Origin of the sequence: Comamonas granuli NBRC 101663 (assembly GCF_000739995.1) — a bacterium.
GTDB classification, from domain to species: Bacteria; Pseudomonadota; Gammaproteobacteria; order Burkholderiales; family Burkholderiaceae_C; genus Simplicispira; species Simplicispira granuli.
The window spans coordinates 327937-352092 of record NZ_BBJX01000005.1; the positions used below are offsets into that span (position 1 = coordinate 327937).

The 24156-nt window shown below is 70.8% G+C and carries 23 protein-coding genes; 9 read left to right on the forward strand and 14 right to left on the reverse strand.

Annotation, left to right across the window (positions count from 1 at the left end; translation table 11 throughout):
- Positions 1-23 precede the first annotated feature (23 nt).
- Entirely contained in the window at positions 24-1184 is a 1161-nt protein-coding gene (locus CGR01S_RS07050; protein WP_042424304.1) for an ABC transporter substrate-binding protein, read from the forward strand.
- A gap of 65 nt (positions 1185-1249) precedes the next feature.
- Complete coding sequence (locus tag CGR01S_RS07055; RefSeq protein ID WP_042424307.1) at positions 1250-2728, forward strand: Ppx/GppA phosphatase family protein; 1479 nt, start codon at positions 1250-1252, stop codon at positions 2726-2728.
- Positions 2729-2801: 73 nt separating this feature from the next.
- Here the strand turns inward: CGR01S_RS07055 and sixA are convergent, their stop codons facing one another.
- The 12 genes from sixA to CGR01S_RS07115 form a co-directional block, all read right to left on the reverse strand.
- A complete protein-coding gene (gene sixA / locus CGR01S_RS07060; protein WP_042424310.1) occupies positions 2802-3266 on the reverse strand; it encodes a phosphohistidine phosphatase SixA in 465 nt (154 codons plus the stop codon).
- Entirely contained in the window at positions 3263-5431 is a 2169-nt protein-coding gene (gene ppk1 / locus CGR01S_RS07065) for a polyphosphate kinase 1 (RefSeq protein WP_084690590.1), read from the reverse strand. Before ppk1 ends, sixA begins: the two co-directional genes overlap by 4 nt.
- A gap of 109 nt (positions 5432-5540) precedes the next feature.
- Positions 5541-6569, reverse strand: coding sequence for an NAD(P)/FAD-dependent oxidoreductase (locus CGR01S_RS07070; RefSeq protein WP_042424313.1), 1029 nt, complete (start codon positions 6567-6569; stop codon positions 5541-5543).
- Between the two features lie 160 nt (positions 6570-6729).
- Positions 6730-7059 (reverse strand): ferredoxin FdxA, encoded by a 330-nt coding sequence (fdxA, locus tag CGR01S_RS07075; RefSeq protein WP_042424316.1) that lies wholly within the window; start codon positions 7057-7059, stop codon positions 6730-6732.
- Between the two features lie 102 nt (positions 7060-7161).
- Positions 7162-8526: a sulfate adenylyltransferase subunit 1 gene (locus CGR01S_RS07080; protein ID WP_042424319.1), complete on the reverse strand. Its 1365-nt coding sequence runs from the start codon at positions 8524-8526 to the stop codon at positions 7162-7164.
- Positions 8526-9458, reverse strand: a complete 933-nt coding sequence (gene cysD / locus CGR01S_RS07085) for a sulfate adenylyltransferase subunit CysD (protein WP_042424321.1) — start codon at positions 9456-9458, stop codon at positions 8526-8528. Before cysD ends, CGR01S_RS07080 begins: the two co-directional genes overlap by 1 nt.
- A 54-nt stretch (positions 9459-9512) precedes the next feature.
- Positions 9513-10283 carry a phosphoadenylyl-sulfate reductase gene (locus CGR01S_RS07090; protein ID WP_042424324.1) on the reverse strand — a complete coding sequence of 257 codons (771 nt, stop codon included), beginning with the start codon at positions 10281-10283 and terminating at the stop codon, positions 9513-9515.
- The gene (locus tag CGR01S_RS07095; RefSeq protein WP_042424668.1) at positions 10280-10717 is read right to left on the reverse strand and encodes a DUF934 domain-containing protein; all 438 of its coding nucleotides are present in this window, start codon (positions 10715-10717) and stop codon (positions 10280-10282) included. The genes CGR01S_RS07090 and CGR01S_RS07095 overlap by 4 nt, the downstream gene beginning before the upstream one ends.
- 17 nt (positions 10718-10734) lie before the next feature.
- Complete coding sequence (locus CGR01S_RS07100) at positions 10735-12534, reverse strand: nitrite/sulfite reductase (RefSeq protein WP_042424326.1); 1800 nt, start codon at positions 12532-12534, stop codon at positions 10735-10737.
- A gap of 9 nt (positions 12535-12543) precedes the next feature.
- Positions 12544-13347, reverse strand: a complete 804-nt coding sequence (locus CGR01S_RS07105; protein WP_042424329.1) for a sulfite exporter TauE/SafE family protein — start codon at positions 13345-13347, stop codon at positions 12544-12546.
- 69 nt (positions 13348-13416) lie between these two features.
- Positions 13417-15315, reverse strand: a complete 1899-nt coding sequence (gene mnmC / locus CGR01S_RS07110; RefSeq protein WP_042424332.1) for a bifunctional tRNA (5-methylaminomethyl-2-thiouridine)(34)-methyltransferase MnmC2/FAD-dependent 5-carboxymethylaminomethyl-2-thiouridine(34) oxidoreductase MnmC1 — start codon at positions 15313-15315, stop codon at positions 13417-13419.
- Positions 15316-15382: 67 nt separating this feature from the next.
- A complete protein-coding gene (locus CGR01S_RS07115) occupies positions 15383-15655 on the reverse strand; it encodes an oxidative damage protection protein (protein WP_042424335.1) in 273 nt (90 codons plus the stop codon).
- Positions 15656-15770: 115 nt separating this feature from the next.
- On the opposite strand from CGR01S_RS07115, the gene CGR01S_RS07120 reads away from it, so the two are divergent.
- Positions 15771-16784 (forward strand): sulfate ABC transporter substrate-binding protein, encoded by a 1014-nt coding sequence (locus CGR01S_RS07120; protein ID WP_042424338.1) that lies wholly within the window; start codon positions 15771-15773, stop codon positions 16782-16784.
- Between the two features lie 21 nt (positions 16785-16805).
- Here CGR01S_RS07120 and CGR01S_RS07125 read toward each other — a convergent pair whose 3' ends face one another.
- On the reverse strand, positions 16806-17741 hold the full coding sequence (locus tag CGR01S_RS07125) for a pirin family protein (RefSeq protein ID WP_042424341.1): 936 nt from the start codon (positions 17739-17741) through the stop codon (positions 16806-16808).
- 147 nt (positions 17742-17888) lie between these two features.
- On the opposite strand from CGR01S_RS07125, the gene CGR01S_RS07130 reads away from it, so the two are divergent.
- Positions 17889-18539, forward strand: a complete 651-nt coding sequence (locus CGR01S_RS07130; protein WP_245616768.1) for a lipoate--protein ligase family protein — start codon at positions 17889-17891, stop codon at positions 18537-18539.
- 4 nt (positions 18540-18543) lie between these two features.
- Here CGR01S_RS07130 and CGR01S_RS07135 read toward each other — a convergent pair whose 3' ends face one another.
- Positions 18544-19179 carry an FMN-dependent NADH-azoreductase gene (locus CGR01S_RS07135; RefSeq protein ID WP_042424674.1) on the reverse strand — a complete coding sequence of 212 codons (636 nt, stop codon included), beginning with the start codon at positions 19177-19179 and terminating at the stop codon, positions 18544-18546.
- A 134-nt stretch (positions 19180-19313) separates the two neighbouring features.
- Here CGR01S_RS07135 and CGR01S_RS07140 point away from each other — a divergent pair, with 134 nt between their 5' ends.
- The 5 genes from CGR01S_RS07140 to cysT all read left to right on the forward strand — a co-directional run bounded on the left by CGR01S_RS07140 (position 19314) and on the right by cysT (position 24146).
- On the forward strand, positions 19314-20246 hold the full coding sequence (locus CGR01S_RS07140; protein WP_042424345.1) for a LysR family transcriptional regulator: 933 nt from the start codon (positions 19314-19316) through the stop codon (positions 20244-20246).
- 110 nt (positions 20247-20356) lie between these two features.
- Entirely contained in the window at positions 20357-21223 is an 867-nt protein-coding gene (locus CGR01S_RS07145) for an HDOD domain-containing protein (RefSeq protein WP_052382517.1), read from the forward strand.
- A 199-nt stretch (positions 21224-21422) separates the two neighbouring features.
- A complete protein-coding gene (locus CGR01S_RS07150; RefSeq protein WP_042424347.1) occupies positions 21423-22004 on the forward strand; it encodes an RBBP9/YdeN family alpha/beta hydrolase in 582 nt (193 codons plus the stop codon).
- Between the two features lie 214 nt (positions 22005-22218).
- Positions 22219-23214 carry a sulfate ABC transporter substrate-binding protein gene (locus CGR01S_RS07155; protein ID WP_042424350.1) on the forward strand — a complete coding sequence of 332 codons (996 nt, stop codon included), beginning with the start codon at positions 22219-22221 and terminating at the stop codon, positions 23212-23214.
- 92 nt (positions 23215-23306) lie between these two features.
- Positions 23307-24146: a sulfate ABC transporter permease subunit CysT gene (cysT, locus tag CGR01S_RS07160; protein ID WP_042424353.1), complete on the forward strand. Its 840-nt coding sequence runs from the start codon at positions 23307-23309 to the stop codon at positions 24144-24146.
- The last annotated feature ends 10 nt before the right edge of the window (positions 24147-24156 follow it).

The window sequence follows — 24156 nt, forward strand, 5'->3', positions numbered from 1 at the left end:
CTCATCCACTTGCGATTGTCACCATGTTTCTGTCCACCCTGCGCCGCCGCCAATGGCTGCAACTCGGTGCTGCCGCCAGCCTTGCGCCCTGGGGCGCTGCCCACGCCCAGGCCCGGCCGGGGCGCATGCCCGACGGCGCGCCCCTCGTGGTCGCGCAGATTGCCGACATGTCTCCCGGCCAGCAGGACGTGAGCCGCGACTTCGTGGTCGGCGCGCGGGCCGCATGGCAGGAGATCAACGCCCGCGGCGGCATCCGCGGGCGCGCGGTGGAACACCGCACCATCGAAGTCCAGGGCACCGGGGCCGCTCTGCAGGCTGCCTGGCGCAGCGTGGTGGACGATCCCGCCTGCATCGCCCTCTCGGGCTGCGTGGGCGACGGCGCCGCCGCGGCGCTGGCAGCGCTGGCCCGCACGCAACCGCCGGCCCAGCCCATCGCCCAGGTAGCCCCCTGGCTGCATCACCCGGACGCCGCCTCGGCCGGCGACACGCTGTTCGGCATCTTTCCCGGCTACCAGGAGCAGATTGCCCATGCGCTGCAAAGCCTGGCCATCATGGGCGTGCAGGAGCTGGGCGTGGTCTACGCCTCGGCCGCCGTGCGCACCCAGGCGCAGGAGAACATCGCCCAGGCCGCCCAGGCCCTGGGCCTGCGGGTGCAGGCCCTGCCCCTGCCCGGCAGCAGCGCGCAGGCCGACCGGCAACTGGCCACGCCCGCGCAGGTCATTGTGCTGTTTGCCGGCGGCACGCCCGAGCTGCACGACTTCGTGCGCCGGCTCAAGCTCCCGCCCGGGCGCCTGTGCTACATCGTGGCGCTGGCCGACGTGAACCTGCAGGTGCTGGCGCAGATGGGCGTGGCCCAGCGCAACGTTTCGGTGATTGCCACGCAGGCCGTGCCGCTGGTGACGGCGGGCCTGCCGGTCGTGCGCGCCTACCGCCAGGCGTTGGGGCGCTTTTTCGACGAACCGCCATCGCCCCTGGGCCTGGCGGGCTTCGTCGCCGCGCGCTGCCTGGCCCAGGTGCTGCAGGGCATGGGCGGGGAGATCACGCGCGCGGCGGTGCTCGCCGCCCTGCGCGAGCGCCAGGACATGGACCTGGGGGGCTTCACGCTGGCCTTCCACGGGCGCCGGCGCAGCCGCGCCTACGTGACGCAGAGCATGCTCACGGCCGACGGGCGCATCGTCGGCTGAACGCGCACGGGCCGCGCCATCCCATTTGGTATGCTGCGCCGCCCGCACACTCGCGCCTGACCCGCATGCAAGAAGGAACCCTGCTCGCTGCCGTGGACCTGGGGTCCAACAGCTTCCGCCTGGAGATCGGCCGCTACGGCCATGGCCACATCCAGCGCGTCGACTACCTCAAGGAGACCGTGCGCCTGGGCGGGGGGCTGGATGCCGAGCGCCATCTCTCGCCCGCCGCCATGCAGCGCGGCTGGGACTGCCTGGCGCGCTTTGCCGAGCGCCTGGCGGGATTTGCCCACGCCCAGGTGCGCGCCGTGGCCACGCAGACCCTGCGCGAGGCGCGCAACAGCGCCGCCTTCATCGAGCGCGGCAGCGCCCTGCTGGGCTACCCCATCGACGTGGTCTCGGGCCCCGAGGAGGCGCGCCTGATCTACCAGGGCGTCTCGCGCCTGCTGCCGCCCTCGGACGAGCGCCGCCTGGTCGTGGACATCGGCGGGCGCTCGACCGAACTGATCCTGGGCCGCCAGTACCAGGCGCAGGCGGTGACCTCGCTGCGCCTGGGCAGCGTGGCCTGGTCCACGCGCCACTTTGCCGACGGCGCGCTCACGGCCGCGGCCTTCGAGGCGGCAGGCGTGGCCGCCCGGGCGGTGCTGGAAGAGGCGCTGCCCGTGTTCCACCGCGGCGCCTGGGACGTGGCCTACGGGTCCTCGGGCACCATCGGCGCGGTGGGCGAGATCCTGGCCGCTGCCGGCCAGCCCGCGGGGCGCATCACGCGTGCGGGCCTGGACGGGCTGGTGCAGCGCCTGCTGCGCGCCGGCCACGCCAGCCGCGTGCGCCTGGAAGGGCTCAAGGACGACCGGCGCGCGGTGATCGGCGGCGGCGTGAGCGTGCTGCGCGCGCTCTTCGACCTGCTGGACCTGCAAGAGCTGCACGTGGCGCAGGGGGCCCTGCGCCAGGGCGTGCTGTACGACCTGCTGGCGCGCGAGACCGTGGAGACGGACCTGCGCAGCGCCGCCGTCACCGGCCTGCTGCAGCGCTTTGGCGCCGATGCCGCCCAGGCGCAGCGCGTGGCGCGCGTGGCCGGCGCCCTGTTCGCGCAGGCCGGTGCGCCCGGGGGCGAGCAGGCGCAGCGCGTGCTCGGCTGGACGGCGCAATTGCACGAAATCGGCGTGCGCATCGCGCACAGCGGCTACCACCGCCATGGCGCCTACATCCTGGAGAACACCGACACGCCCGGCTTTGCCCAGCCCGAGCTGCTGTACCTGGCCCGGCTGGTGCGCGCCCACCGCGGCAAGCTGCGCAAGCTCGACATCGACTGGAGCGATGCCGTCTGGGTGCTGCAACTGGCCTGCCTGCGCCTGGCGGTGGCGCTGTGCCACGCGCGGCGCGACCCGGAGCTGGACGGCATCCGGCTCGAGCGCGCGGGCCCGCGCCTAGTGCTGCACGGGCGCGCGGACTGGGCGGCCGCGTGGCCGCAGTCGGCCTACCTGCTGCGCGAGGAATGCCTGGACTGGCAGCGCACGCCCTGGGAGCTGGCGCTGGCCTGGCGTTGAGGTCGCAGGCGCCGGCATGCTTCCAAAAGCATAGCTGCTTGCGCACGCTGCAAGAGCGCTGCAGCCGGAAAACCTAGAGAAAATCTGGCGCCATCACCGTGAGCAGCACGGTCTGGCTCTGGTCCATGCGCTGGCGCTGGCGCAGCCACCAGACCGCGCCCTTGCGGATGGCGCAGCCCGCCGGGTCCATGCCCAGCAACTGGGCGGCGGTCTGCCCGAGCAGCGGCTGGTGCCCGACCACCAGCACTGCGCCGCGTGCGCGCGGCCATTGCACCAGTTCCAGCAGCTCGGCCGGCTGGCCGTGGGGCAGCAGCTCGGCGCGCAGCTTGAACTTGCGCCCCAGGGCCTGGGCCGTCTGTTCGGCGCGCCGGGCGGGGCTGCAGAGCACGCGCAGGCCGTCGGGCAACTGCTTTTCCAGCCAGGCGGACATGCGTGCGGCCTGCTTTTCGCCGCGTGCGGTGAGCGTGCGCGCCAGGTCGTCCTGGCCCTCGGCGCCCGGGTGCGCCTCGGCATGGCGCCACAGGATCAGGTCCATCATGCCTTCCTCCGCTGGGTGGGTGCGGCAGCGGCCGGGCGGCGGTAGCGGGCCATCAGCGCCGCCTGGGCGCCCGCGCCGTCCAGCGGCCGGGCGGGGGGGCGGTAGCTGCCGTCGGGCTGCTGCGTCCAGGCGCCCTGCTCGTCGTGCAGGTAGGCGAGCAGGCATTCGTCGATGATGCGCTGGCGCAGGGCGGGGTCGGTCACCGGCCAGGCCAGTTCCACGCGGCGCAGCATGTTGCGGTTCATCCAGTCGGCGCTGGAGAGGTACAGGTCCTCCTGCTCCCCGGCGCCGAAGTAGAACACGCGCGTGTGCTCCAGAAAGCGCCCGATGACCGAGCGCACGCGGATGCGCTCGGTCAGGCCGGGCTGCTGCGCGGGCAGGATGCAGGCGCCGCGCACGATCAGGTCGATGCGCGCGCCCTGCTGGCCCGCACGCACCAGGGCGCGCACCAGGGCCTCGTCGGTCAGCGCGTTCATCTTGGCGACGATGCGTGCGTACTGCCCGGCCTGCGCCGCCTGCCCGACCTGCTCGATCTTCTCCAGCAGGCGCTGGTGCAGGTGGAACGGGGCGAGCAGCAACTGGCGCAGCCGCGGCGGGCGGTTCTGGCTCGCCAGGTGGTTGAACACGCCGTCCATGTCGGCGGTGAGGTCCTCGCTGGCCGTGAAATAGCTCAGGTCGGTGTACAGGCGCGCCGTGCGCGGGTTGTAGTTGCCCGTGGACAGGTGGCCGTAGCGGCGCAGGCGCCGCCCCTCGCGCCGCGTGACGAGCAGCATCTTGGCGTGCGTCTTGAGGCTCACCACGCCGTAGACGACCTGCGCGCCAATGGATTCCAGCGCCTCGGCCCAGTTGATGTTGGCCTCCTCGTCGAAACGCGCCTTGAGCTCGACCACGGCCATCACCTCCTTGCCCTTGCGCACGGCCTCGCGCAGCAGGTCCATGAGCGCCGAGTCCGCGCCCGTGCGGTAGATGGTCTGCTTGATGGCGAGCACCTGCGGGTCGTTGACGGCTTCGCGCAGGAAGGCGAGCACCGCGTCGAAGCTCTCGAACGGCTGGTGCACGAGCACATCGCGTTCGCGCAACTGCGCCAGGAACGAGCGGCCCGGATCGACGGTGTGCGGCCAGGCGGGCTGCCAGGGCGGGAACAGCAGCGCCGGGTCGTCCACCAGCTCCACCAACTGGGCCAGGCGCACCAGGTTCACCGGCCCGGGCACGCGAAACAGTGCGGCCGCCGGCAGGGCGAACTGCGCCTGCAGGAAGTCGGCGAGCAGGCGCGAGCAGTGCGCCGACACCTCCAGGCGCACGGCCTGGCCGAAATGGCGCTGCTGCAGGCCCTGGCGCAGCGCGGTGCGCAGGTTGTCCACGTCCTCCTCGTCCACGGCCAGGTCCGAGTGGCGCGTGACGCGGAACTGCGAGAACTCCGTCACCTCGCGCCCGGGGAACAGGTCGTGCAGGTGTGCGCGCACCACGCTGGACAGGAGCACGAACATGGCGCCCTGCGGCGCCACGCGCGCGGGCATGCGGATCACGCGCGGCAGCGCGCGCGGCACGCGCACGATGGCGATCTCGTTGCTGCGGCCGAAGGCATCGGCGCCCTTGAGGCGCACGATGAAATTCAGCGACTTGTTGGCCACCAGCGGGAAGGGGTGGGCCGGGTCCAGCCCCACGGGCACGAGCAGCGGGCGCACCTCGCGCTGGAAGTAGTCCCTGACCCAGCGTCTCTGGGCACTGCTGCGCGCACCGTGCGAGACCACGCGCACGCCCTGCGCCGCAAAGGCGGGCACCAGCGCCTCGTTGTAGAGCGTGTACTGGCGCGCCACGAGGTCCTGGGCCTGGGCCATGAGCGCGGCAAACGCCGCAGCCTGCGGCCCGGGGCCGGCGGCTTCGCCCTGCGCGGCCGTGAGGCGCGGGGCCACGCGCACCTCGAAGAATTCGTCGAGGTTGGATGAAACGATGCACAGGTAGCGCAGGCGTTCGAGCAAGGGCACGTCGCTGCGCTGCGCCCAGTCGAAGACGCGCTCGTTGAAGGCGAGGATGCTGCGGTCGCGGTCGAGCAGCGGAGCGGCGGCCTGCGTCCCGGCGCCAGCGGGCACGGCCTGGGTGCCGGTGGGGAGCGGGGTGGGCGCAGCGTCTGCAGGCGAGGCCGGGGCAGGGGAGAAAGAAGGCATGGAATGGCTGCAGTGGGCAACCACCTCAGTATTTGGCGATTCGGTGACAGCGTGATGACAGCCGCCCGGGCGCGCCCCCCGGCACGGGCGCTGGGGCGCGCGCGCCGCGCTACACGCCCAGCAGGCGCTGCAGGCGTTCGCTGCTGGTCGTGTATTCCAGCGGCAGGCTGTGCCCGGCCAGCCATTCGGCGGCGCCGAAGGCGGCGAGCGTGGCTTCGTGGAAGCCGCTCACGATGAGCTTGCGTTTGCCGGGGTAGGTGATGGCGTCGCCCACGGCGTGGATGCCGGGCACGCTGGTGGCCATGGTGGCGGGGTCCACCACGAGCTGCTTGCGCTCGAGCTGCAGGCCCCAGTCGGCCAGGGGCCCCAGGCGCGGCACCAGGCCCAGGCGCACCACGAGCATGTCCAGCGGCAGGCGCTGCAGATCACCCGCGGGCGTGGTGAGCTCCAGCGCCGCCAGGCGCCCCTGCTCCTGCACGATGCCGCCGGCCACGCCGATGGCGACCGCGATGCGCCCGGCCGCACGCAGGGCCTGCAATTGTGCGAGCAGGGCGGGCGGGGCGTCGAACACGTCGCGCCGGTGCTGCAGGGTGATGCGCGCGGCGCGCCGCGCCTCGGGCGCCGTGGCGCAGGCCACGGCCTGCGCCACGGCCGCTTCATCGCCGCCATGCACGACCACGTGCAACCCGGCCAGGCAGGCGTTGTCGTCCAGGCGGTAGTGCAACTGCGTGCCGGTGAACACCTCCAGCCCGGGCAGCTTGAGCGTGCGCGGCACGAAGGCGCCCACGCCGCTGGCGATGAACACGGCGCGCGCCTGCAGCAGCGCGCCCTGCGCCGTACCGACGACAAAGCCCGCGCCGGGCTGGGCCTGCAGCGTCTCCACCGGCTGGCCCAGGTGGAAGGTGGGGGCAAAGGGCGCGATCTGCGCCCGCAGGCGCTGCACCAGCTCCTGCCCGGTGCAGGACGGGAGGGCGGGGATGTCGTAGATGGGCTTGTCGGCGTACAGCTCGGCGCACTGGCCGCCGGCGTGGGGCAGGGCGTCGATGACCTGCGCGCGCAGGCCCTGCAGGCCGAGCTGGAAGACCTGGAACAGGCCCACCGGCCCCGCGCCAATGACGATGGCGTCGGTGCTGAGCATTCCAGAACTCAACGATCCAAGCGGCCGCCGCAACTGGCGGGGCGCAGGCCAGGGCCGCCGTGCAAGGGCCGCCCCGCAGCACTGGCGGCGTCCCCCTTCCCGCGAAGCATGGCTTTGCGAGAGAAGGGGGAAGGCGCGCAGCGCCACAGGGGGTTGTGCATTACCGCTGCAGTTCCTTGACCTTGCCGGGCTGGCCGTTCCACTCGTCGGCGTCGGGCAGGGCGGCCTTGCGCTTGGTGATGGGCTTCCAGCCGGGGGCGTTGGTCAGCTCGGCGTTGATCTTGATGAAGGCCTGCTCGGCGGCGGGCAGGTCTTCCTCGGCAAAGATGGCATTGGCCGGGCATTCGGGCACGCAGACGGCGCAGTCGATGCACTCGTCCGGGTTGATGACCAGCATGTTCGGGCCCTCGACGAAGCAGTCGACCGGGCACACGTCCACGCAATCGGTGTATTTGCACTTGATGCAGTTTTCGGAAACGACGTGGGTCATGATCAGTATTGTTCTGGAATCGGGAATACCCCAATTTTAGGCTGGGCGGGGAAGGTCAGCGCCCCGGCCCTTCCCGGGCAGTGGGCAAATCGCTGACCTGGCTCAATGGACGAGGACTGCGCCTGCGGTTTTGTGGCTCGCGGTATCGACCAGGATCAGCGCCCCCAGCACGCGCGCCTGGGCAAACGGCGCCGCGGGCAGGCTCTCCTGCAGCAGCAGCTCCACATGGCCGATGGCATTGGGTTCGAGCTGGGCGGCCTCTTCCTCGGCCAGGGTGTGGATGTCCAGCCGGTGCACCACGCGGCGCACCTTGGCCTTGACCCAGCGGTGGCCGTGCAGCGCCCAGTACACGCGGCCCGCCACCAGGGGTTCGTCGTCCATCCAGGCGATGGTCGCCGCCAGCTCGCGCCGGCCGGGCCAGGCGGGCGCGGCGGCGGGGGTGTCGAAGTCGTCCTCGGCGGCGGCTGCGGCCGGCGCGGGCGCGGCCACGATCCAGTCGCCGCGCGAGACGTCCACCTCGCGGTCGAGGATGATGCCGGCGCTCTGGCCCGCATGCACGCCCAGGGGGCGGCGCGCATGGTCCAGCACCTGGGCCACGCTGGCGCTCTGGCCGCTGGGGAAGATCTGCACAGCCATGCCGGGCTGCACGTGGCCCGCGGCCACGCGGCCCCAGAACACGCGCCGGCCCTGGCGCGTGTCGCTGGAGGAGGAGAACTTCTCCACCCATTGCACCGGAAAGGCCAGCGGCAGGTGGGTGTCGGCCGGGGTGTTGGGCAGCCGCTCCAGGATTTGCAGCAGGCAGGGGCCTGCGTAGCCGCACCAGCCGGGCTGGGGCGTGACCACGTTCCAGCCCTTGAGCGCCGAGACGGGCACGGTGGCGGCCACGGCAATGCCCGCCTCCTGGGCGAACTGCGCCAGCGCCGCGCCGATATGGGCAAAGGCCAGGGCGGGGTCGTCCACGGCGTCGAGCTTGTTCACGGCGAACACCAGCGAGTGCACGCGCAGCAGGTGCACCAGCAGGCTGTGGCGGCGCGTCTGCGGCAGCAGTGCGAGGTGCGGGTTCTGCCAGTCGAGCTTGGTGGCGTCCACCAGCACCACGGCGGCGTCGGCCTGCGAGGCGGCCGTGACCATGTTGCGCGTGTACTGCTCGTGGCCGGGCGCGTCGCCGATGATGAACTTGCGCTCCTCGGTGGCGAAGTAGCGGTAGGCCACGTCGATGGTGATGCCCTGCTCGCGCTCGGCGGACAGGCCGTCGGTCAGCAGGGCCAGGTCCACCTCGCCGCCGCGCTGCACGCCGGCCAGGTGGTCCTGCAGCACGGCACGGCTGTCCACCAGCAGGCGGCCGATCAGCGTGCTCTTGCCGTCGTCCACGCTGCCGCAGGTGATGAACTTCAGCGCGGAAACAGGGTCGTTTTGCGCTGCAGCGCCCGCTGCTGCTGCGGTATCAGCTATCAAATTCGTAGTCATCAGAAGTACCCGTCTTTCTTGCGCTTTTCCATCGAGGCGTCGCTGGTCTTGTCGTCCATGCGCGTGGCGCCGCGCTCGCTCACGTCGGCGGCCAGGGTCTCGATCACGATCTCATAGGCCGTGGCGGCGGGGCTCTCCACGGGGCAGGTGCAGGTGATGTCGCCCACGGTGCGAAAGCGCACGGTGCGCGTCTCTATGGTTTCGCCTTCCTTCGGTGGCGTGAGCGGGGTGACGGGCACCAGCAGGCCGCGGCGCTCGACCACCTGGCGCGGGTGCGCGTAGTAGAGTGCCGGCAGGGCGATCTGCTCGCGGTCGATGTACTGCCACACGTCCAGCTCGGTCCAGTTGCTGATGGGGAACACGCGGAAGTGCTCGCCCGGCTGCAGGCGCGTGTTGAACAGCGTCCACAGCTCGGGGCGCTGGGCCTTGGGCTGCCATTGGCCGAAGCTGTCGCGGTGGCTGAAGATGCGCTCCTTGGCGCGCGCCTTCTCCTCGTCGCGGCGCGCGCCACCGATCAGCGCGTCGAAGCGGAATTCCTCGATGGCTTCGAGCAGCGTGACCGACTGGTGCACGTTGCGGCTCTCGCCCGGGTGCGCCAGGCGCACGGTGCCGCGCGCCATGGAGTCCTCGACGCTGCGCACGATGAGCTCGGCGCCCAGCTCCTGGGCGCGCAAGTCGCGGAAGTCCGTCACCTCGGGGAAGTTGTGGCCCGTGTCGATCATCAGCAGCGGGTAGGGGATGCGGCCCACGCCAAACGCCTTCTCGGCGCACTTGAGCATGACCAGCGAATCCTTGCCGCCCGAGAACAGCAGGGCGGGGCGCTCGAAGGCGGCGGCCACCTCGCGCAGGATGAAGATGGTTTCTTCCTCCAGCGCGTCGAGGTGGCTGTTGCTGAGGTGATTCAGCGCAGAGGTGTCGATGCGGGCGTTCATGGTTTTATGAGTCAAATTCGGCTCTAGGGCTTATGGATCAAGCGCGGGTAGCTATCATTTTTTCACATGTAGGCCGCATTCCTTGGCAGATTCCTGCTCCCACCACCAGCGGCCGGCGCGCAGGTCCTCGCCCAGGGTGACGGCGCGCGTGCAGGGCGCGCAGCCTATGCTGGGGTAGAACTGGTCGTGCAGCGGGTTGTAGTCCACGCGGTGCTCGGCCACGTAGTGCCACACGTCGCCCTGCGTCCAGTCGGCCAGGGGGTTGAACTTGGTCAGGCCCTTGCTGGCTTCCTCGCTGCGGTCTATGGCGGGCACCTCGGCGCGCGCGCTGGACTGCTCGCGCCGCAGGCCGGTGATCCAGCCCTTCTTGCCGGCCAGCGCGCGCGCCAGCGGCTCCATCTTGCGCAGGGCGCAGCACTGCTGGCGCAGCTCCACGCTCTGGTAGAGCGCGTCCTGGCCGTGCTGGCGAATGTAGTGCAGCACGGCCTCCGGGCGCGGGCGGTAGACGTTCACCGTCAGGCCGTCCAGCGCCTGGGTGCGCTCCAGCAGGGCCAGGGTCTCGGTGTGCAGGCGCCCGGTGTCGAGCACGAACACGGGAATGGGCAGGGCCAGGCGGCGGATCAGGTCGGTGATGACCATGTCCTCCACGCCCAGGCTGTTGGCCTGCGTCACCGCACCCAGCGCTGCGGCCTGCTGCAGCAAGGCCTGGGCGGCGGCGAGCTTGGTGCCGTAGCCCTCGGAGGGGCGCGCGTACAGGGCGATGGCCGAGGCCTTGGCGGCCCCGCCCAGGGCGCTGAGGCTGCTGGCAGGGGCGCTGGCGCTCATGCCGGCTCCGTGGCGGTTTCGGCTGCGGCGGGCGCGGCATCGGGGGCTGCGCGTGCGAACAGCGGGCGCGGCTGCAGCACGTCGCCCTGGTAGAAGGCGGCGTAGCGCGTGAACTGGCGCTCGGCGGCGGCGGCGTCCACGCCGGGGGCGAGCACGGCGCTGGTGAAGCCGCTGCGCTGCATGTGCACGAGCTGGTCGATCAGCACATCGCCCGTGGCGCGGATGTCGCCCGTGAAGCGGTAGCGCCGGCGCAGCAGCACGGCCTGGGTGTAGGCGCGGCCGTCGGTGAACTTGGGAAAGTGCAGCTCCACGCGCTGCACGCCCTGCAGCGCGCCGCTGGCGGCCAGGTCGGCCAGTTCGGCGTCGTTGGCGATTTGCAGGGTGGTTTCGGTGTCCACAGCCGTAGATACGGCGTCGGCAGCGATGATTTTCATGGTCATTGTCTTGTCGCTCAGTGTTGCTCGGCCAGGGCCTGGGCGTTGGCCTGGGGGCGGCGCGCGGCGTTGGCGGCGGCCTTGAAGGGGTCGTGGCCCACGCGGCGCAGGGTGTCGATGAAATGCTCGGCGGCGTTGATGCGCAGGCTGCGGTAGGTGGCCAGCACGGCCTCGATCACGTCGGGCACCTCGGCGGCCGAGAAGGCCGGGCCCACCACCTTGCCGCCGATCGCCGGGCCCGACAGCAGCGTGCCGTCGGAGCCGCCCAGGGTGATCTGGTACCACTCCTTGCCGTCCTTGTCCACGCCCAGGATGCCGATGTGCCCGCTGTGGTGGTGGCCGCAGGAGTTGATGCAACCGCTCATGTGCAGGTCGATGGGGCCGAGGTCGAAGAGCTCGTCCAGGTCCTGGTAGCGCTCGGTGATGGCCGCCGCGATGGGCAGGGAGCGCGCATTGGCCAGCGAGCAGTAGTCCCCTCCGGGGCAGGCGATCATGTCGGTCAGCAGGCCGATGTTGGGCTGGGCCAGGCCGAGCTGGCGCGCTGCTTCGTAGAGCGCGGGCAGGTCGCTCTCGAACACCCAGGGCAGCATGAGGTTCTGCTCGTGCGTCAGGCGCGCCTCGCCGCTGGAGAATTGCTCGGCCAGTTGCGCCAGGGCCTCCAGGGTGTCGGCGTCGGCGTCGCCCGGGGCAAAGCCCACGCGCTTGAACGACAGGGTCACCGTCTTCATGCCCGGCAGGCGGTGGCCGCGCACGTTCTGCGCCAGCCAGCGCTGGTACAGCAGGCCCTGGGGGTTGACGCTGCTGGGCAGGCCCGCGGGCCGCAGCGCGGGCACGACGAAGTGGCTGGCCACGCGCTCGTACTCGGCCGGGGTGATGGTGTGCGGCGCGCCATCCTGCCCGACGATGGCGGCGAACTCCTGCTCCACGGCGTCGATGAACTTCTGCCCCTCGGACTTCACGAGGATCTTGATGCGCGCCTTCCACTTGTTGTCGCGTCGCCCGTAGCCGTTGTACACGCGCACGATGGCCTCGATGTAGTTCAGCAGGTGCTCCCAGGGCAGGAACTCGCGCACCACGGTGCCGATGACGGGCGTGCGCCCCATGCCGCCGCCCACCTTCACGGTGAAGCCGATGTCGCCGGCCTCGTTCTTCAGCGCCTGCAGGCCGATGTCGTACCAGCCGATGGCGGCGCGGTCCTCGGCGGAGCCGTTGAAGGCGATCTTGAACTTGCGCGGTAGGTAGGAGAACTCGGGGTGCAGCGAGCTCCACTGGCGCGTGATCTCGGCAAAGGGGCGGGTATCGACGATGCTGTCCTCGCCAATGCCCTCCCAGGCGTCGCAGGTGATGTTGCGGATGTCGTTGCCGCTGGTCTGGATGCCGTGCATGCACACGCTGGCCAGCAGGTCCATCACGTCGGCGGCGCGCGTGATGGGAATCCAGTTGAACTGCACATTGGTGCGCGTGGTGAAGTGGCCGTAGCCGTAGCGCAGCGCCGGCGCGGCCAGCGTCAGGCCCGGCTGGGCGGCCTGCAGGGCATCCTGCGTGGCCTGGGCGTGCGCCAGCAGCTCGGGCGTGGGCCGGTCGTACTCGCGCGCGATGTGCGCCAAGGTGCGCAACTGCGTGCTGCTGATCTCGCCATAGGGCACGGCGATGCGCGCCATGGGCGCGTAGCGCTGGATGTACCAGCCGTTCTGCAGGCGCAGGGGCAGCATCTGCTCGTCGGTCAGCTCGCCGCGCTGCCAGCGCTCGAGCTGGTCGCGGAACTGCTGGGCGCGCAGCTTGACGAATTGGCGGTCGAAGTCGGTGTATTGGTACATGGAGAGCTTCTAGACAAGAACGAGTTTGGCGCCCGCCCAGGCGAGCAGGACGGAGAGGAGGGAGCGGATGACGCGTTCGGGCGTGCGCGCCACCAGGCGCGCACCCAGCCAGATGCCGGGCAGCGAGCCGGCGAGCAGCTGCGCCAGCAGTGCCCAGTCCACCGAGCCCAGCGAGGCATGGCCCAGGCCCGCCACCAGCGTGAGCGGCACGGCGTAGGCGATGTCGGCAGCGACGATGCGGGGCAGCGGCAGGCGCGGGAACACCAGCAGCAGCACCGACACGCCGATCGCCCCCGCGCCCACCGAGGTGAAGGTCACGAGCAGGCCGATCACCGCGCCCAGCAGCACGGGCAGGCTCCAGTGGCGCGGCCGGGTGGCCACATCGGCCGGGGCGCTGCGCGCCGCCGCGGCGGCGGCCTGGCGCCGGGGCGAGAACACCAGCACCTTGTAGAACGTGGCGGCCGCCGTGAGCAGCAGGGCCACGCCCAGCGTGAAGGTCATCAGGTGCTGGGCGCGGGCGCTGTCGGGGCCCAGGCGGTGCAGCACCGCCAGCCCGGCCAGCGCCGCCGGGATGCTGCCGGCGCACAGCAGGCCCACCACGCGCCAGGGCACCAGGCGCTGGCGCGCCAGGCTCAGCGTGCCGCCCAGTTTGGTGCAGGCGGCGAACAGCAGGTCCGTGCCTATGGCCAGGTGGGGCTTGACGCCAAAGAAGAAGATCAGCACCGGCGTCATCAGCGAGCCGCCGCCCACCCCCGTCAGTCCGACGATGAGGCCGACGGCGAACCCGGCAATGACGAAGGCGAAATCAGGCATGGGCGCGACTGTAGGCGCGCTTTATATAAGAGCAAACGATTTTTTTGTGCTTCTTATATGCGAATAAGCTTATTCCGTCGGCAGCCTGGCCAGCAGGCGCCCGGGCAGCAGGGCGCGCGCCAGGGCGGCCTCCAGGGGCAGGGGCTCGCCGTGCAGCAGGGCGGCGAGCAGCTCGCCGCACAGCGCGGCGCGCGTGAGGCCGCGCGCGCCCATGCCGGTGCAGACCCACAGGCCGGGCAGGGCGGCGTCCAGCGGCCCCACGCAGGGCAGGCGGTCCGGCGTGGTGCAGCGCACGCCGGCCCAGGACTGCAGGGCGGCGGCGTCGGCAAACTGCGGGGCCAACTGGGCCGCGGCGCCGGGCAGCAGCTCCTGCAGGCGCTGCTGGTTGACGGCATGGGCCTGGGCCTGCTCCGGGGCGCTGGGGGGCAGCTCTTCCTCGCCGCGCTCGAAGGTCGAGCCCGCGTGCCAGGCCAGGGCGCCCGCGTGCGGCACATGGGCCACCAGGGCGCCGTGGCCGTTGACGGGAAAGGGCGGCAGCCCGGCCTGCTGCGGCGCCTGCAGGCCCCAGCTCATCTGGCCGCGCACCGAGTGCAGCGGCAGGCGCGGCGCCTGCACCTGCGCCAGCAGATTGCGCGTGGCCGGGCCCATGGCCAGCACCAGCAACGGGGCCTGGGCGATCAGGGCGCCCGTGGCGTCCAGCGCTTGCCAGTCGCCCTGCGCGCTGCGCTGCAGGCGCGCCACGGGGCAGCCCAGTTGCACCTGGATGCCGGGCTGCGCCAGCAATTGCGCCACCAGCCGCGCCGGGCGCACCCAGCCCGCGTGCACATGCCAGCAGGCGCTGGCGTCTGCGGGCAGCCCGGCCGCCTGCAGCTGCGCGGCGTGCGCAAGGTGGTACCAGTCGGCGCCGGGGCCGTCCTCCCAGCCCGCGGGCAGGCTGTTCTTGCCGGGGGGGCGGCGCTCGAGCACGCCGCCGGGGTTCCAGTCCACGCCGTGCTCCAGCAGCACGCCCGCCTGTTGCAGCAGGGCGCGCACGCCGGCGCGCGCCACGCGCGAAAAGCGGTTGTCGTCACCCGACAGGTGCGGCCCGAACAGCCCGGCGGGCAGGCCCGAGGCGCCGCTGGCCGGGGTCTCGCCCTCGTCGAGCACGGTGACCTGCCAGCCGCGCCGCGCCAGGCTGGCGGCGCAGGCGCTGCCCGACAGGCCCGCGCCCACGACGATGCATGCGCGCGCCTGCGCCCACGGAGCGGGCCAGGGCGTGGGGGCGCGGCGCGGCTCCCAGTGCGGGTCGTAGCAGGCCTGCAGGTTGGCGCGCTTGGGCGGCAGGCCCGGGACCTTCTCCACGCGGAAGCCGCTCTGCGCCAGGGCCTGGCGCACGCTGCCGGCCACCGTCCAGGTGGCCAGGCGCGCGCCGCGGCGGCAGCAGCGCGCGACGGCCTGCAGGGTCTCGGGGCTCCACAGCTCGGGGTTGCGCTGCGGCGCAAAGCCGTCGAGGTACACGCTGTCGACCTGCCAGGCCTGCTCGCGCAGCAGGGCCGGGGCGTCGCCGATGCACAGCGTGAGCAGCACGCGCCCGCCCTCGAACGACAGGCGGTGCACGCCGGGCAGCAGGCCCCAGTACTGGGCGTGCAGCTCGCGCGCCAGCGCCAGCAGCTCGGGCTCGCGCGCGGCCATGCGCAGCAAGTCGGCGGCGTCCACGGGCCAGGCTTCGAGCGAGACGAAATGCAGCAGGCGCGGGCGCTGCGGGTCCGCGCGCCAGGCCGCCCAGGTGGCGAGGAAGTTCAGCCCGAAGCCGAAGCCCGTCTCCAGGATGCGCCACTGCGGCGCACCGGCCCAGGCCTGCGGCAGTCTGCAGCCATGCAGGAACACGGCGCGCGCCTGCGCCAGGGCGCCCTGCGCGCCGTGGTAGCGGTCGCCAAAGCGGGTGCTGTAGGGGGCGCCGTCGTCCAGCCAGTCGATGCCTTGGGTCATGGTGCGGAATGCGCTGCGTGCACAAAAAAAGGCGCCCGGGGGCGCCACTGGAGAAAACCGGGACCGGTCAGTCGGCGGGCGGCACGTAGCCCTGCACGGCATCGGCGCCGCCGCCGAAGAAATGCTGCTCCATCTGGCGCGCCAGGTACTGGCGGGCGCGCGCGTCGGCCAGGTTCAGGCGGTTTTCGTTCACCAGCATGGTCTGGTGCTTGATCCAGCCGGCCCAGGCTTCCTTGCTCACGTTCTGCCAGATGCGCTTGCCCAGCTCGCCGGGGTAGGGGGGGAAGTCAAGGCCCTCGGCTTCCTTGCCGAGCTTGATGCAGTGAACCATGCGTGCCATGGGAATGCCTTTTAGATGTTTGGGTAATTAAAAACTGAAAACTCAGTAGTTCTGGTTTTGATGGGCGGCTTCCAGAATCCCTGCACCGCACCACGAAACCTTCGGAACCACCAACATGAACCATCGCCGTGACTTTATCAAGTTTCCCCTGGCCGCCGCCGCTTTGACCCTGGGGGCCGCATCGGCTTGGGCCCAGGGCGTGACCCTGCTCAATGTGTCCTACGACCCGACGCGCGAGCTGTACGTGGAGTTCAACCAGGCCTTCGCCAGGCACTGGAAGGCCCAAACCGGGCAGGACGTGAGCATCAAACAGTCGCACGGCGGCTCGGGCAAGCAGGCGCGCTCCATCATCGACGGGCTGGAGGCCGACGTGGCCACCCTGGCCCTGGCCGGCGACACCGATGCGCTGCACGTCCACGGCGGCTGGATCGCCAAGGACTGGCAAAAGCGCCTGCCGCACAACAGCGCGCCCTATACCTCGACCATCGTGTTCGTGGTGCGCCAGGGCAACCCCAAGGGCATCCGCGACTGGGACGACCTCGCCAAGCCGGGCATCAGCGTGATCACGCCCAACCCCAAGACCTCGGGCGGCGCGCGCTGGAACTACCTGGCGGCCTGGGAATTCGCCAAGCGCAAATATGGCGGCGACGCCAAGGCCAAGGAGTTCGTCGCCAGGCTGTACGGCAACGTCCCCGTGCTCGACACCGGCGCGCGCGGCTCCACCATCACCTTCGCGCAGCGCAACCAGGGCGACGTGCTGATCGCCTGGGAAAACGAGGCCTACCTGCTGGACAAGGAGTTCGGCGCCAGGTTCGACGTCATCGCGCCCTCGCTCTCCATCCTGGCCGAGCCCGCCGTGGCGGTGGTGGACCGGAACGTGGACAAGAAAGGCACGCGCGCCGTGGCCGAGGCCTACCTGCAGTACCTCTATTCCGAAGAGGGGCAGGACATCGCGGGCAAGCATTTCTACCGCCCGGCGGTGTCCGCCAAGGCCCAGGCCAAGTACGCCAAGCAGTTCCCCAAGCTCAACCTGTTCACCATCGACGAGGCCTTCGGCGGCTGGACCAAGGCCGCCAAGGAGCATTTCGCCGACGGTGCGGCCTTCGACCAGATCTACGCGAAGAAGTAGGCCCGGCGCTGCCGCACCGGCTCAACCTGCCCGCGGGGCCACCGGTCGCGCGCCATCCCATCCGGGCGCCGGGATGCGGCGGTGGCCGCCGCCTTCGACGGCCCCGAAGCGGGCGGAGCCGCTTTCCCAGTCCTGCCGCGCGCGGTCGATGTCCTCGCGCGTGGCGCCAACGAAGTTCCACCACAGCATGGGGGGCGCGGCCAGGGGCGCGCCCCCCAGCAGCAGGATGCGGCTGCCGGGCGCCAGCTCCAGCGCGAGCGCTGCGGTGCCGGGCGCGAAATAAGCGAATTCGCCCGGGCCGAAAGGGTCTTGCGCGGCCTGCACGCTGCCCTCCAGCGGCAGCAGGCCGTGCTCGAAGGCCGGGTCCAGCGGCAGGTGCAGGCGGCCGCCCTGCGCGCTCGCGATGTCCAGGCCCAGCAGGGGCGAGAACACGCGCACCGGGGCGGTGCGGCCGGCACAACTCCCGGCCAGCAGCGTGAGGGTGCAGCCCTGCTCGTGCCAGGCCGGCAACTGCGGGTAATGCTCGAACGCCGGGGCGCAGCCGGCCTGGTCGGGGGGCAGCGCAATCCACAGTTGCGCCGCGTGCAGGCGCGCGCTGGACGGCAGGGAATCTTCGGTGTGCGCGATGCCGTGGCCCGCGGTCATGAGGTTGACCGCGCCCGGACGCACCACCTGCGCGCTGCCCAGGCTGTCCCGGTGCAGGATCTCGCCCTCTATCATCCAGGTGAAGGTCTGCAGGCCGGTATGGGGGTGCGCCCCCACGTGCATGCCCTGGCCGGGCGCGAACTCCACCGGGCCGATGTGGTCCAGAAAGCACCAGGCGCCCACCATGCGCTGCTGGCGCGTGGGCAGGGCGCGGCGTATGCCCAGACCTTCGAGCTGGGCTGTGCGTGCCGCGATGCGCACGGCGCGCGCGCTGGCGCCGCTGGCGGCCGGGACGGGGGATGCGGGGGGCATGGCGGTTCTCCTCGGGCTCTGGTGGGGGCAGCGGCCCGGCGGCGCGCATTGACTTGCCGCGGGTTCGCGTTGATAGTGTGCCGTTTTTTCACGCTGGAGACTGCGATCGACACCGTTGCACAAGAGCAGGACTGGAACCGCCGCCAGATGGCCGAACCCGTCACCGAGCCGCGCTTTCGCGTCTGGACCTACGCGGCGCCCGCCATCGTACTGGGCTGCTCCCAGCGGGCGCTGCGCGAGGACGTCGCACAGCGCCTGCCGCCGGGGCTGGACCTCCAGGTGCGCCCCTCGGGCGGCGGCGCGGTGCTCACGGGGCCCTGGATGGTCAGCGCCTCGGTCGTTCTGCCGCTGGGTCACCCCTGGGTGCAGGGGCGGCTCTCGGGCAGCTACCGCGGCCTGGGGCAGTTGCACGTGGAGGTGCTGGCGCAATGGGGCGTGGCGGCCTCGGCTGTGCCGGAGCCGGAGGTCGCCCTGGCCAACGAGCGGCTGGGCCCGGTGGTGGACTGGGCCTGCTACGGCAGCCTGGCGCCCTGGGAGGTGGTGGACGCGCAGGGGCGCAAGCTGGTCGGGCTGGCGCAGCGGCGCCAGCGCACGGGGGTGCTGCTCGTGGCGGGAACGCTGGCCTGCCGGCCCGATTGGGCGCTGCTGTGCGATGCCCTGGGCCGGCCGGACGATGTGCCGGCCATGCTGCGCCGCACGGTGTCGTGCGCGGACCTGCGCCCCGGGCCCTGGGACGCGCAGCGCCTGGCCGCAAGCCTGCGCGAGGCGCTGGCGCAGGCCCTGGAGCAGCCGGCCTGAGCCCTCAAGCTGCTTCGCGCACCAGGTCGAGGTTGGCGGCGGCGGCGATCTGGCGCTGCGCCGTGCTCAGGGCGCTGGTCTTGGCATCTGCGCCCAGGGCCACGCCCTCGGCACGCACGAAGCGCACGTCGGTCACGCCGAAGAAGCCCAGCACCGTCTGCAGGTAGCTCTCCTGGTGTTCCATGGCGCGGCCGTCTTCGCTGGTGGAGTACACGCCGCCGCGGCTGGAGACGATGATCACCGTCTTGCCCTGGGCCAGGCCTTCGGGGCCGTTGGCGGTGTAGCGGAAGGTGCGGCCGGGCTGGGCGATGCGGTCGATCCAGGCCTTGAGCTGCGTGGGAATGCTGAAGTTGTAGAACGGCGCGCCGATCACGACCACGTCGGCCGCGAGGAACTGGCGCACCAGTTGCTCGGACACGGCGTTCTCGCGCTGCTGGGCGGCGCTCAGGCCCTCGGTCTGGCCGGTGCGCGGCGCCATGGCCTCCATGGTGAAGTGGGCCGGGGCGTTGGCCACCAGGTCCAGGTAGTCCACCTGGGTGCCGGGGTGGGCGTCGGTCCAGGCGGCCACGACCTGCGCGGTGAGCTGGCGCGAAACAGATTGGCTGCCGGTGATGGCGGAATCGATGTGAAGCAGTTGCATGGTGATCTCCGGGGGGGTGGGGCCACGGTGGGTGGGCGATGGATAGATTGTGGAGATCGCCACAGTTTTTGATAAGTTGGCGAAAATGCGATAGATTGTCCTGCCAGTAGAACAATTGCACGCCAGGAAGACCCATGCAAGACCTCAACGACATGCTGTACTTCGCTGAAGTGGTGGAGCGCGGCGGCTTTGCCGCAGCCGGCCGGGCGCTGGGCATCCCCAAGTCGCGGCTCTCGCGCCGCGTCTCCGAGCTGGAGGCGCAACTGGGCGTGCGCCTGCTGCAGCGCACCACGCGCAAGCTCTCGCTGACCGGCGTGGGCGAGGCCTTTCTGCGCCACTGCCAGGCGGTGCGCGAGTCGGCGCTGGCGGCGCAGGACACCGTGGCCCAGGTGCAGACCGAGCCGCGCGGCACCATCCGCGTGAGCTGCCCGGTGACGCTGGCGCAGACCGTGCTGGGCGAGCTCATGCCGGCCTTCCTGGCGCGCCATCCGCAGGTGCGGGTGGAGCTGCAGGTCAGCAACCGGGCCGTGAACCTCGTGGAGGAGGGCCTGGACGTGGCGCTGCGCGTGCGTCCCTCGCTGGACGACAGCGGCAGCATGGTGGTCAAGCGCCTGGATGTGGCGCAGCAGGTGCTGGTGGCCAGCCCCGAGCTGCTGATCCGCCAGGGCACGCCAGCCACGCTGGCCGACCTGGCGCGCATGGACAGCATCGCCATGTCCGCGCCCGACGGCCGGGCCACCTGGCAGCTCATCGGCCCCAACGGCGCGCAGCAGACCGTGCAGCACAGCCCGCGCTACGTGGCCGACGACCTGTTGACGCTCAAGTTCGCCGCCCTGGCGGGCACGGGCATCTGCTGGCTGCCCGACTACATGTGCCACGAGGAAATCCGCGAGCGGCGCCTGGTGCGCGTGCTGCCCGAATGGGCGCCCACGCCGGGCATCGTGCACGCCGTGTTCCCCTCGCGCCGCGGCCTGTCGCCGGCGGTGCGGCATTTCCTGGACTTCCTGGGCGAGGCCATGCCCGGGCGCAGCAGCCTGGCTACGCGCGCGGCCTTGCAGGGGCGCTAGCTTTTTGTGGGCTTTCCCGGCCGGGCGGGGCATTTCCCGCCACAATGCAAGCAATTGAAACAAGGCGGGGCGGCGCTGGTTGCCCCGCGTGGATTTGCCCGGGCCGTGCCGTGACCACCCATCCCATCGACCAAGACATCCAAAAAGCCCGCGTCCTGCCCGCCGTGCGGGCCATCGTGATCCCGCCGTGTCCCGAGTCGCTGCTGCGCCTGCAGGCCATCGTGGCTGCGCCCGAGCTGGACCCGGGGGCCATAGACCAACTGGCCTCCTCCGACGTGGCCATGGCCGCAGCGCTGATCCGCCAGGCCAACAGCCCGCTCTACGCCCTGGCCCAGCCCGTGCAGACCGTGGGCATGGCGCTCACCGTGCTGGGCCTGCGCCCGGCGGTGGAGCTGCTTTCGGCCTTCATCACGCGCCATGCGCTGCAGGTGCGCTCGCCGCTGCTGGAGCATTTCTGGGAGAGCTCGCAGCGCCGCGCCATCGCCTGCGAGCACATCGGCCGCCAGCTCTACAGCCTGGACCCCGGCCTGGGCTACAGCTTCGGCCTGTTCTGCCACGTGGGCATGCCCGTGCTGGTCAAGGCCGTGCGCGGCTATGCCAGCACCGTCACCGAGGCGCTGGCCCGGCGCGACCGCACCTTCACGCAGACCGAGAACGCCAACCACCGCACCGACCATGCCGTGGTCGGCGCCATCGTGGCGCGCACCTGGCACCTGCCTGGCGATGTGGCGCAGGCCATCTGGCTGCACCATGACTTCAGCTGCCTGCATGCCGAGCAGTTCAGCCCCGAGGTGCGCCGCTTGGTGGCGCTGGGGCTGCTGGCCGAATACCTGGTGCACCACCACGAGGGCCTGGAGCCCTCGCGCGAGTGGCAGCAGCACGGTGCGGACTGCATGGCCGCGCTGGACGTCTCGCACGACGAGCTGAACCACTGGATCGACGAGCTCTACCCGGCGTTCGAGGCCGTGCGCCTGTGAGGCGCGCATCCCCTGGGATAGTCTTTTTGGGAATGAAGTAAGAACGATTTATTCGTTTGGGTTTTAAGTGGTGGATCGCAGAATCCGGTGCGACGCAACCACTGAGCAGATGCAGCGGGCCGCGACGCCTGCCTTGTCCGTGGCGCCGGACGCCCCTCCGGCGTGTCGGCGGCCGCAGGCATCTGCGGGACCCCCTACCGTGACACCCACTTCCATCATCATCGTTCCGGGCTGGCGCGACTCCGGTCCCGGCCATTGGCAAAGCCTGTGGGCCGAGCGCCTGCCCCAGGCCCGCCGCGTGGTGCAGGGCGACTGGATCACGCCCACGCGTGCGGCCTGGGTGGGCCAGTTGGAGCAGACCGTGCTGGAGGCAGCGCACCCGGTCGTGATCGTGGCGCACAGCCTGGGCTGCATCGCCACCACGCACATGGGCCCCGAGGCCGCGGCCCGCGTGGCGGGCGCGCTGCTGGTCGCGCCCGCCGACCCCGAGCGCCGGGCGGCTCTGAGCGATTTCGCCCCCGTGCCCCATGCCGCGTTGCCCTACCGCAGCATTGTGGTGGCCAGCAGCAACGACCCGTACTGCCCCATCCGCCTGGCCGGCGCCTATGCGCGCGCCTGGGGCAGCGAGTTCGTGCGCCTGCCCCGGGCAGGGCATATCAACGTTGACTCCGGCCATGGCGATTGGCCGCTGGGCCTGGCCCTATTGCAGTCGCTGACCGGCGAGGCCGCGCAGGCCCTGCGGACCCCGCAGTGGCAGGCGGACCTGTCTGCAGGCGCTTGATTGCTATCAATATAGTAGCTTATGGCGCTTGATTTGTAAGCGGTTGAAGGCATTTTGATGCATCAATCCGGAGTGGGGACATGTGGACCAGCGACGAGCATGCAGGGTTTGCTTATGTCTTTTTTTGATAAATAAACAAAAATATATTCTTTTGTGTTTTAAGGCGGCCTTCGCACAATGCACCCATCGACAACCATGCTCGGGTGATGCAACCATGACCTCCCTGAAAATCAAAACCCTTCTGGCCTCCCTGGCCCTGGCCGCCAGCGGCGTGGCCTCGGCGCAGAACCAGCTCCTGAACGTGTCGTACGACGTGGCGCGCGAGTTCTACAAGGATTACAACGCCGCCTTCGCAGCGCACTACAAGAAGACCACCGGCCAGGACGTGAAGATCGACCAGTCGCATGCCGGCTCCAGCGCCCAGGCGCGCGCCGTGAACGACGGCCTGGCCGCCGACGTGGTGACCATGAACACCACCACCGACGTGCAGTTCCTCGCCGACAACGGCGTGGTCGCCAAGGACTGGGCCAAGAAGTTCCCGCACGACGCCTCGCCCACCACCTCGACCATGCTGTTCCTGGTGCGCAACGGCAACCCCAAGGGCATCAAGGACTGGGATGACCTCATCAAGCCCGGCATCCAGGTGATCGTGGTCAACCCCAAGACCGGCGGCAACGGCCGCTACGCCTACCTGGCCGCCTGGGGCGCCGTGCGCGAGAAGGGCGGCACCGAGCAGCAGGCGGCCGAGTTCGTCGCCAAGCTCTACAAGAACGTGCCCGTGCTCGCCAAGGGCGGCCGCGACGCCACGGCCACCTTCCTGCAGCGCAATCAGGGCGACGTGCTGATCACCTTCGAGTCCGAGGTGGTGTCCATCAACCGCGAGTTCGGCGCCGGCAAGGTCGATGCGATCTACCCCTCGGTCAGCATCGTGGCCGAGAACCCCGTGGCCGTGGTCGAGCGCACCGTGGCCAAGAAGGGCACGGCGCAGCTCGCCCAGGCCTACCTCGACTACCTGTACTCCGATGAGGCGCAGGAGATCGCCGCCAAGCACGCCATCCGCCCGCGCTCGGAGAAGGTGCTGAAGAAGTACGAGGCCACCTTCAAGCCGCTCAAGCAGTTCACCGTGGCCAAGTACTTCGGCAGCCTGACCGAGGCGCAGAAGGTGCACTTCAACGACGGCGGTCAGTTCGACAAGATCTACGCGAAGTGAACCTCTCCCTGAGTCGGGGCGGCCCTGGCGTGGCGCCCCTCGCCCGGGGGGCGCGCCAGTTTCACGGGGCGCTGTGCCATGGATGACTTCCTATGAATAACAACCAAGGCACTCGCAAGAGTGCCAAACGCGTACTGCCCGGTTTCGGGCTCACGCTGGGCTACACGCTGTTCTACCTGAGCATCATCGTGCTGATCCCGCTGACGGCACTGATCTTCAAGACCTTCTCGCTGACCTGGGAGCAGTTCTGGGCCGCCGTCAGCGCGCCGCGCGTGGTGGCTTCGTACCGGCTGACCTTCGGCGCCTCGTTCCTGGCGGCGCTGGTCAACCTGGTCTTCGGCCTGCTGATCGCCTGGGTGCTGGTGCGCTACCAGTTCCCCGGCAAGAAGATCGTCGATGCGCTGGTGGACCTGCCGTTCGCCCTGCCCACGGCCGTGGCGGGCATCTCGCTCACGGCGCTGCTGGCGGGCAATGGCTGGGTGGGCGGCATTCTGGAGCCCCTGGGCATAGAGCTGGCGTTCAAGCCCGCGGGCATCGTCATTGCGCTGATCTTCATCGGCCTGCCCTTTGTGGTGCGCACGGTGCAGCCGGTGCTCGAAGACAGCGAGAAAGAGCTGGAGGAGGCCGCCACCAGCCTGGGCGCCTCGCGCTGGCAGATTTTCCGCCACGTCATCCTGCCCGCCATCACGCCCGCGCTGCTCACCGGCTTTGCCATGGCCTTTGCGCGTGCCGTGGGCGAGTACGGCTCGGTGATCTTCATCGCCGGCAACATGCCCATGGTGTCGGAGATCACGCCGCTGATCATCATCGGCAAGCTGGAGCAGTACGACTACGCCGGCGCCACCGCGGTGGCGGTGGTGATGCTGGTGCTCTCGTTCATCCTGCTGCTGGTCATCAATGCGCTGCAGGCCTGGCAGCGCCGCCAAGCATGAAACACCCCCT

Bases quoted from the DNA above. Each gene is read 5' to 3' on its own strand.
- CGR01S_RS07080 (WP_042424319.1), bottom strand. From the start codon at position 8,526: ATGACTACGAATTTGATAGCTGATACCGCAGCAGCAGCGGGCGCTGCA.
- cysT (WP_042424353.1), top strand. From the start codon at position 23,307: ATGAATAACAACCAAGGCACTCGCAAGAGTGCCAAACGCGTACTGCCC.
- CGR01S_RS07050 (WP_042424304.1), top strand. From the start codon at position 24: ATGTTTCTGTCCACCCTGCGCCGCCGCCAATGGCTGCAACTCGGTGCT.
- CGR01S_RS07055 (WP_042424307.1), top strand. From the start codon at position 1,250: ATGCAAGAAGGAACCCTGCTCGCTGCCGTGGACCTGGGGTCCAACAGC.
- ppk1 (WP_084690590.1), bottom strand. From the start codon at position 5,431: ATGCCTTCTTTCTCCCCTGCCCCGGCCTCGCCTGCAGACGCTGCGCCC.
- CGR01S_RS07130 (WP_245616768.1), top strand. From the start codon at position 17,889: ATGGCCGAACCCGTCACCGAGCCGCGCTTTCGCGTCTGGACCTACGCG.
- CGR01S_RS07135 (WP_042424674.1), bottom strand. From the start codon at position 19,179: ATGCAACTGCTTCACATCGATTCCGCCATCACCGGCAGCCAATCTGTT.
- CGR01S_RS07115 (WP_042424335.1), bottom strand. From the start codon at position 15,655: ATGGCACGCATGGTTCACTGCATCAAGCTCGGCAAGGAAGCCGAGGGC.
- fdxA (WP_042424316.1), bottom strand. From the start codon at position 7,059: ATGACCCACGTCGTTTCCGAAAACTGCATCAAGTGCAAATACACCGAT.
- CGR01S_RS07155 (WP_042424350.1), top strand. From the start codon at position 22,219: ATGACCTCCCTGAAAATCAAAACCCTTCTGGCCTCCCTGGCCCTGGCC.
- CGR01S_RS07070 (WP_042424313.1), bottom strand. From the start codon at position 6,569: ATGCTCAGCACCGACGCCATCGTCATTGGCGCGGGGCCGGTGGGCCTG.
- CGR01S_RS07095 (WP_042424668.1), bottom strand. From the start codon at position 10,717: ATGAAAATCATCGCTGCCGACGCCGTATCTACGGCTGTGGACACCGAA.
- sixA (WP_042424310.1), bottom strand. From the start codon at position 3,266: ATGATGGACCTGATCCTGTGGCGCCATGCCGAGGCGCACCCGGGCGCC.
- CGR01S_RS07105 (WP_042424329.1), bottom strand. From the start codon at position 13,347: ATGCCTGATTTCGCCTTCGTCATTGCCGGGTTCGCCGTCGGCCTCATC.
- mnmC (WP_042424332.1), bottom strand. From the start codon at position 15,315: ATGACCCAAGGCATCGACTGGCTGGACGACGGCGCCCCCTACAGCACC.
- CGR01S_RS07120 (WP_042424338.1), top strand. From the start codon at position 15,771: ATGAACCATCGCCGTGACTTTATCAAGTTTCCCCTGGCCGCCGCCGCT.
- CGR01S_RS07100 (WP_042424326.1), bottom strand. From the start codon at position 12,534: ATGTACCAATACACCGACTTCGACCGCCAATTCGTCAAGCTGCGCGCC.
- CGR01S_RS07125 (WP_042424341.1), bottom strand. From the start codon at position 17,741: ATGCCCCCCGCATCCCCCGTCCCGGCCGCCAGCGGCGCCAGCGCGCGC.
- cysD (WP_042424321.1), bottom strand. From the start codon at position 9,458: ATGAACGCCCGCATCGACACCTCTGCGCTGAATCACCTCAGCAACAGC.
- CGR01S_RS07140 (WP_042424345.1), top strand. From the start codon at position 19,314: ATGCAAGACCTCAACGACATGCTGTACTTCGCTGAAGTGGTGGAGCGC.
- CGR01S_RS07090 (WP_042424324.1), bottom strand. From the start codon at position 10,283: ATGAGCGCCAGCGCCCCTGCCAGCAGCCTCAGCGCCCTGGGCGGGGCC.